This is a genomic window from Streptomyces sp. NPDC085866 (assembly GCF_044541035.1).
Taxonomy (GTDB): domain Bacteria; phylum Actinomycetota; class Actinomycetes; order Streptomycetales; family Streptomycetaceae; genus Streptomyces.
Genome location: NZ_JBITSQ010000033.1, coordinates 40,762 through 48,041, shown reverse-complemented (window position 1 = coordinate 48,041; position 7,280 = coordinate 40,762). Strand labels below are relative to the sequence as shown.

The window sequence follows — 7,280 nt, the reverse complement described above, 5'->3', positions numbered from 1 at the left end:
CCTGCACACCTACAACCACCACCGCTGCCACACCGCACTCGGCGGCCACCCACCGATCAGCCGCGTGAACAACGCTTCAGGTCAATACACCTAGGTCCTGTCGTCGAACTCCCGTCGCGCGCCAGACGGGAGTTCGACGACAGGGCCTAGCCGCGCCCCTCCCGCAGCCGGGCGATCTGCTCCCCGCTGAACTCCACCGTGCGCTCCATGTGCCGGACGATCACGGCCAGCTCGGCGTCGTCCAGCTCGTCGAAGATCCGCGACCAGTCACCGGCCAGCGAGTCCCACATGCGCCCGAACTCGGCGATCTTCTCCGGCACGGTCGCCACCAGCACCCGCCGCCGGTCCGTGTCGTCCCGCTGCCGTACGACGTACCCCGCCCGCTCCAGCCGGTCCACCAGCCGGGTCGCCGACCCGGTCGTCAGCCCCGTCAGCTCCGCGACCCGGCCCGTGGTGACCGGCTCCGCCTCCAGCGTGAGCAGGTTCAGGCACTGCAGGTCGGTGGGGTGCAGCCCGATCCGGTCGGCGACGGCCTGGTTGAACAGGGCGTACGACGCCATGTACCGCCGGGACACCACGGACAGCTCCGCCAGCAGCCTGGACCGCCCGGTCCCGTTCCCGGCCATGCCGCACTCCCCTTCGTCTGCGTGGTGCAGAGATCGTACGACGGTCCGGACACCTCAGAAGGCGTACGCGTCCCCGGTATCGAGGACGAGGACCTTCAGCTGGTCGTTCGAGCGGTCCCGGTCGACCGCACCGCCGTTCCACGCGGTGTCCACCTCCAGCGTGAACTCCGACGGCGCCCCCGCGAGCTGCACGGCCACCCTGAGCTGCTCCCCGGTCTCGCCCTCGGCCAGCTCACCGGTGTCGCACACCACCGTCCGCGCGTCCGTCCGCGCGCACCCGTCCGGCAGCAGCTGCCGCTCGGCGAGCGGCACCGACCAGCGCAGCTGCACACTCGCACCCGACACGGCCGAGGGCCCGTCGTTGTGCGGACTGACCCGGACCTCCACCCGGTCCCCGTTCATGACGGCGCTCCCGTGGAAGGACAGATCGGCCTCGGGCTCGGTCGCGGCCCCGGCCGGCCCGGCCATACCCGCTGCCACCATCACGGCACCGCACGTACCCAGCACCCATGCCCTCATCCGCATGCCACCTCGCCTCCGACCTCGTCCGGTGTGCCGTACGGATGTATGCCACGCGAGCCGGTCGTCAGGCGCCCTCCATCAGGTGACACCGCACCCACGTGCGAAGCTGCCCTCATGTCGATCCTCCGCTCCGCCGCGCTCTTCGTCGTCGCCGCGCTGTTCGAGATCGGCGGCGCCTGGCTGGTCTGGCAGGGTGTGCGCGAACACCGCGGCTGGCTGTGGATGACCGGTGGGGTCCTCGCGCTGGGCGCCTACGGTTTCGTCGCCACCTTCCAGCCGGACGCGCATTTCGGCCGCATCCTGGCCGCGTACGGCGGGATCTTCGTGGCCGGCTCGATCCTGTGGGGCGTGGTCGCCGACGGCTTCCGGCCCGACCGCTGGGACATCACCGGAGCCCTCGTCTGCCTCGTCGGCATGGCCGTGATCATGTGGGCCCCGAGGAACGGCGTCTGAGGCTCGAATACGCTGGACGGAGCGCCGACCCTTCTCTCTTCCAGGAGCAGCCCATGGCCCCCGCCCCGTCCGCAGCCTCCCGCATCGCCGTCGTCACGGGTGCGAGCAGCGGCATCGGCGCCGCCACGGCCCGGCAGCTCGCCGAGGCGGGCTACCGCGTCGTCCTCACGGCCCGCCGCGTGGACCGCATCGAGGCGCTGGCGAAAGAGATCAACGCGGCCGGTCACTCGGCCACGGCGTACCAGCTGGACGTGACGGACCGCGCGGCGGTCGACGAGTTCGCCACGGCCTTCCAGACGATCGGTGTGCTGGTCAACAACGCCGGTGGGGCCCTGGGCGCGGACCCGGTGGCCACCGGCGACCCGGCCGACTGGCGCACGATGTACGAGACGAACGTCCTCGGCACCCTGAACCTCACACAGGCCCTGCTCCCCAAGCTGGAGGCGAGCGGCGACGGCGTGGTGGTCGTGGTGTCCTCCACGGCGGGCCACGGCACCTACGAGGGCGGCGGAGGCTACGTGGCCGCCAAGCACGGCGCGCACGTCCTCGCCGAGACCCTGCGCCTGGAGATCGTCGGCCTGCCGGTCCGGGTGATCGAGATCGCCCCCGGCATGGTCAAGACGGACGAGTTCGCGCTGACCCGCTTCGGCGGCGACACGGAGAAGGCGGCCAAGGTCTACCAGGGCGTGGCCGAGCCCCTCACCGCCGACGACGTGGCCGAGACGATCACCTGGGCGGTCACCCGCCCCAGCCACGTCAACGTGGACCTCCTGGTCCTGCGCCCCCGCGCCCAGGCCTCCAACACCAAGGTGCACCGGGAGCAGTGATGTCGGACGAAGACTCGCTCGAGAAGCGCCGCCTGGCCCAGGAGACGAAGAACGAACGGCAGGTCTGGTACTTCCTGGCCTACTTCCTCTTCGGCATCCACTTCGTGGCATTCGTGATGATCTACGCCGTGCGCCACGCGAAGTGACGCACGGCAGCCGTCCTCAGCCCTTCACGCAGACGACCTGCTTCAGCTTCGCCACGACCTCCACGAGGTCCCGCTGCTGGTCGATGACCTGGTCGATCGACTTGTAGGCGCCCGGGATCTCGTCCACGACGCCGGAGTCCTTACGGCACTCCACGCCCCGGGTCTGATCCTCCAGGTCCTTGGTCGAGAAGCGCCGCTTGGCCGCGTTGCGGCTCATCCGCCGACCCGCGCCGTGCGAGGCGGAGTTGAAGGCCTTCTCGTTACCGAGGCCCTTGACGATGTAGGAGCCCGTGCCCATCGAGCCCGGGATGATCCCGTAGTCGCCGGAGCCGGCCCGGATCGCGCCCTTGCGGGTGACCAGCAGGTCCATGCCCTCGTACCGCTCCTCCGCCACATAGTTGTGGTGGCAGGAGATCTCCTGCTCGAAGGTCGGCTTGGCCTTCTTGAACTCCTTGCGGATCACGTCCTTCAGGAGCGCCATCATGAGCATGCGGTTGTACTTGGCGTACTCCTGCGCCCAGAACAGGTCGTGCCGGTAGGCCGCCATCTGCGGGGTGTCCGCGACGAAGACGGCGAGGTCGCGGTCGACCAGGCCCTGGTTGTGCGGGAGCCTCTGGGCGACGCCGATGTGGTGCTCGGCGAGTTCCTTGCCGATGTTCCGGGAACCGGAGTGCAGCATCAGCCATACGGCGCCGGTGGTGTCCGTGCAGACCTCGATGAAGTGGTTGCCCGAACCCAGGGTGCCCATCTGCTTGGTGGCCCGCTCCTCACGGAAGTGCACCGCCTCGGCGACGCCGTAAAAGCGCTTCCAGAAGTCGTCCCACCCGGACGTCGCCAGCCCGTGGAACTGCCCCGGGTCCGCGGCGTCGTCATGCATCCCCCGCCCCACCGGAATCGCCTGCTCGATCTTCGACCGCAGCCGCGACAGATCCCCCGGCAGGTCGTTGACGGTCAGCGACGTCTTCACCGCCGACATCCCGCAGCCGATGTCCACACCCACCGCGGCAGGGCACACCGCGCCCTGCATGGCGATGACCGACCCGACCGTCGCACCCTTTCCGAAGTGCACGTCCGGCATCACGGCCAGGCCCTTGATCCAGGGCAGGGTGGCGACGTTCTGGAGCTGGCGCAGGGCCACGTCCTCCACCGTCGCGGGGTCCGTCCACATCCGGATCGGTACCTTCGCACCCGGCATCTCCACGTACGACATGACGTTCCTCATTCCCCCGACGAAACAACAAATGGCTTAAAAGCATCAAAACGCAAAAGCGGCGCCAAGGTCTATGAAAAAGGACATGGGACCGGCGTCCACGGCAGTGCGTGCGATACACATTGTGTCCAGGGAGCGCCCCGCGGCGGCAAGCCATTAACCAGCGGGGACACTGGATCACCGAGCGAGTGCACACCGTCGAGAGGAGACCGACCGTGCAGCGGAAGGCGTACGTAACCGGCACAGCCGCCCTCCTCGCGGCGTTGCTGGCCGGCTGCACGAGCGGCTCCGGCGGCGACAGCCCGACGGACAACGCCAACCCCGGCGACGCCGGTACGGCGACGGTCGCGGCCCAGCCCGGCAAGTACCGCACCCTCCCCGAGCCGTGCGGCGTGATCGACCACGACACCCTCGACTCGCTGCTGCCCGGCATCAAGCAGCTCACCGACCCCGAGCAGCGCGACAGGGCGTACCAGGGCGACGCCACGCTCACCTACAACACCGACCGCAAGGTCGGCTGCCACTGGAAGGTCGAGTCCGCCGACGCCACCGACCGTCTCTCCGTCGACTTCGAGCGCGTGGTGTCGTACGACAACGCGGTCAGCGACGACGACCAGGCGCAGAAGCTGTTCCAGGAGAAGGAGACGGCCGCCGACCTGCCCGAGCCGAGCTCCCCCACCCCCACCTCCTCCGCCGGCACGGCCACCGCCACCGCCACCGCCACGGATGCGGCCACGCCCACTCCCACGGCCACCGCGAGCGACGACGCGTCCCCCTCCGCCACGGAGACCTCCCCGGACGCCACTCCGACCGATCTCCAGCCCCGCGTGCTGACCGATCTCGGCGACGAGGCGTACCTGGACGACCAGCTGGGCAGCTCCGGTTCGACCGCCGAACCCCGGACGGTGACTGTGGTGTTCCGCACGTCCAACGTCGTCGTCACCATCGAGTACGAGGAGCAGCCGACGGCCACCGGAACGGTCCCGGACAGCAAGGAAATGCAGGACAGGGCCCGTGATCTGGCCTCCCAACTGGCCGACGCGCTCAACAGCTGACCCCCGCCGAGGCCCCTCCCGCCGCCACCCGCAAAGCGCGCGAACGGAAACCGCACAGCTCCTTCACCGCGTACGGTGGCCCCGCAGGAACCCGCACGAACACCGAGCGTCACGAGTGAAGGAACCATGCAGCGAGCAGCCCAGCGAGACGACCGCGCCCGAGACCAGCGAGCCAAGCGCCTGCGCCGCGCTCTTGTCTGCGCGGCAGCCGTTCCCGCGGTCCTGATCACCGCCGCCTGCTCCTCGGACAGCGGCGACTCCAAGGACAAGGGCGGCGCCGACGCCCAGCAGACCGCGAGCAGCGGCTCCACGCAGCAGCCCTCGGCGAGTGCCTCGCCGACCGTGCAGGCGGCCGCGTACCAGAAGCTTCCCGAGCCGTGCGCGGTGCTGTCGAAGAACACCTTGGGCGATCTGGTGCCGAAGGGGGCCAAGTCGGGCAAGGAGGGCACCTCCGACGACACCGCCACCCGCTCCTCCTGCTCCTGGAGCAGCCTGGACAACAACGGCACCAAGGGCTCCCAGTTCCGCTGGCTCAACGTCTCCCTGCTGCGCTTCGACTCGGACGCGAGCCGCGGCTCCGGCGACAAGCAGGCGCACACGTACTACGCCCAGCAGGTCAGCGACGCGCAGAGCGTCTCCGGCGCGAAGAACGCCAAGTCGGAGCCGGTCGCGGGGGCGGGCACCGAAGCGACGGCGGTGCGCTACGACCTGAAGAAGAAGGAGGGCGCCTTCAAGCAGCAGACGGTGGTCGCCCGGGTCGAGAACGTGGTCATCACGCTCGACTACAACGGCGCCGGTCTCGCGGGTGAGAAGACGCCGGACGCGAACGAGCTGACCAAGGCGGCGGAGAAGGCCGTCAAGGAGGCGATCGCGGCGGTCTCGGCCGCCAACGGTGAAGGTTCCAAGGGCAGTTCCTCCACGAAGCCCTCTTCCTCGCCCTCCAAGTCGGCGTCCAAGTCATCCTCCTCCAGCGCATCTCCGTCCAAGTCGGCCACCGCGAAGAACTGACCGGTCTCACGTTCGTCGCACACGTATGCCACTCTGTTGCGCGCAACAACACGCAAGGGGAGGGGAGTAACGAGTGGCCGCGCCAATGCAGCTGACTCGGATGCACCGCATACTCATCGGCGTGGTCGTTTCCGGTGCGTTGATCATCGCCGGCATCGGCTTCGCCGGTTCGTACGCGGCCGTCCGTGAGCTGGCCATCAAAAAGGGCTTCGGGAACTTCTCCTACGTCTTCCCGGTCGGTATCGACGCGGGCATCTGTGTCCTCCTCGCCCTTGACCTGCTGCTGACCTGGATCCGCATCCCGTTCCCGCTGCTGCGCCAGACGGCCTGGCTGCTGACGGCGGCGACCATCGCCTTCAACGGCGCCGCCGCCTGGCCGGACCCGCTGGGCGTGGGCATGCACGCGGTGATCCCGATCCTGTTCGTGGTCGCCGTCGAGGCGGCCCGGCACGCGATCGGCCGCATCGCCGACATCACGGCCGACAAGCACATGGAGGGTGTCCGCCTCACCCGCTGGCTCCTCTCCCCGGTCCCGACCTTCCTCCTCTGGCGCCGCATGAAGCTGTGGGAGCTGCGCTCCTACGACCAGGTCATCAAGCTGGAGCAGGAACGCCTCGTCTACCAGGCGAGGCTGCACGCCCGCTTCGGCCGGGCATGGCGCCGCAAGGCCCCGGTGGAGTCCCTGATGCCCCTGCGCCTGGCCCGCTACGGCGTACCCCTGGCGGAAACGGCCCCGGCGGGCCTCGCGGCGGCGGGCATCGAGCCGGCGCTGCTGCCTCCGGCCCCGCAACCCCAGCTGGCCGCGGCCGGTGCGCAGCCGGCGGGCAACCTGCAGCCCGCGCCCGACGCCGTGGCTGCGGTCGGTCGTGCCGCTGGGGCGGCGCAGGCGGGCGACGGGGGTACCTCCCAGGCCGTTCAGGCACTGGGGGAAGCGCCTGTCGGCGAGCAGCGCCCTCTGCTCCCCCACCAGCGCACCGCGGAACCGGAGAACGTCCCGGACGAAGAGAGCCCCTGGTTCCAGACCCCGCGCGAGGTCGACTACCACGGCGGCTACGACCCCGCCTACAACCCGCCCCCGGACCCCCAGTACGTTCCCGAGGAACAGTACGAGGAGTGGTACGAGGAGCAGCCCCAGGAGCAGTTCCAGCAGCCCAACCCGTCGGAGGAGACCGGCAGCTTCCCCATCCCGGTGGGCCCGAACCGCACCCGCGAACTGGGCGAGGGCGGCGGCCCGCCGGAACCCGACGAGGAGGCCTTCTACCAGGTCTTCCGCCAGTCGATAGACGGCAGCTACCCCACCGCCGGCCAGTTCCGCGGCGACGTGGAGGCGACGTTCGGCATCGCCATGCCTCAGCGCGATGCCGAACGGATGGTCAACCGCTTCACCAACCGCCACACGGCGGAACTGCAGGACGACCACATCGCGTGACGCG

The 7,280-nt window shown here is 69.8% G+C and carries 9 protein-coding genes; 6 read left to right on the top strand and 3 right to left on the bottom strand.

The window, feature by feature from the left end; all coding sequences use genetic code 11:
* Positions 1-146: 146 nt before the first annotated feature.
* Complete coding sequence (locus tag ACIF83_RS45390; RefSeq protein ID WP_393467145.1) at positions 147-626, bottom strand: MarR family winged helix-turn-helix transcriptional regulator; 480 nt, start codon at positions 624-626, stop codon at positions 147-149.
* A gap of 54 nt (positions 627-680) precedes the next feature.
* Positions 681-1,151: a hypothetical protein gene (locus ACIF83_RS45385; protein WP_393467143.1), complete on the bottom strand. Its 471-nt coding sequence runs from the start codon at positions 1,149-1,151 to the stop codon at positions 681-683.
* A 111-nt stretch (positions 1,152-1,262) separates the two neighbouring features.
* Here ACIF83_RS45385 and ACIF83_RS45380 point away from each other — a divergent pair, with 111 nt between their 5' ends.
* From ACIF83_RS45380 to ACIF83_RS45370, 3 genes are read left to right on the top strand one after another with little or no spacing between them, the layout of a single operon-like run.
* Positions 1,263-1,601: a YnfA family protein gene (locus tag ACIF83_RS45380; protein WP_393467140.1), complete on the top strand. Its 339-nt coding sequence runs from the start codon at positions 1,263-1,265 to the stop codon at positions 1,599-1,601.
* A 53-nt stretch (positions 1,602-1,654) separates the two neighbouring features.
* Positions 1,655-2,428, top strand: coding sequence for an SDR family NAD(P)-dependent oxidoreductase (locus ACIF83_RS45375; protein ID WP_393467138.1), 774 nt, complete (start codon positions 1,655-1,657; stop codon positions 2,426-2,428).
* Entirely contained in the window at positions 2,332-2,574 is a 243-nt protein-coding gene (locus ACIF83_RS45370) for a hypothetical protein (protein ID WP_393469716.1), read from the top strand. Before ACIF83_RS45375 ends, ACIF83_RS45370 begins: the two co-directional genes overlap by 97 nt.
* Positions 2,575-2,590: 16 nt before the next feature.
* On the opposite strand, the gene ACIF83_RS45365 is transcribed toward ACIF83_RS45370, so the two are convergent.
* Positions 2,591-3,784, bottom strand: coding sequence for an RtcB family protein (locus ACIF83_RS45365; protein WP_393467133.1), 1,194 nt, complete (start codon positions 3,782-3,784; stop codon positions 2,591-2,593).
* Positions 3,785-3,999: 215 nt separating this feature from the next.
* On the opposite strand from ACIF83_RS45365, the gene ACIF83_RS45360 reads away from it, so the two are divergent.
* From ACIF83_RS45360 to ACIF83_RS45350, 3 genes are all read left to right on the top strand, one after another.
* Positions 4,000-4,839 carry a DUF3558 domain-containing protein gene (locus ACIF83_RS45360; protein WP_399736476.1) on the top strand — a complete coding sequence of 280 codons (840 nt, stop codon included), beginning with the start codon at positions 4,000-4,002 and terminating at the stop codon, positions 4,837-4,839.
* 126 nt (positions 4,840-4,965) lie between these two features.
* On the top strand, positions 4,966-5,847 hold the full coding sequence (locus ACIF83_RS45355; protein WP_399736473.1) for a DUF3558 family protein: 882 nt from the start codon (positions 4,966-4,968) through the stop codon (positions 5,845-5,847).
* 100 nt (positions 5,848-5,947) lie between these two features.
* Positions 5,948-7,276: a DUF2637 domain-containing protein gene (locus ACIF83_RS45350; RefSeq protein WP_399736470.1), complete on the top strand. Its 1,329-nt coding sequence runs from the start codon at positions 5,948-5,950 to the stop codon at positions 7,274-7,276.
* Positions 7,277-7,280: the final 4 nt, after the last annotated feature.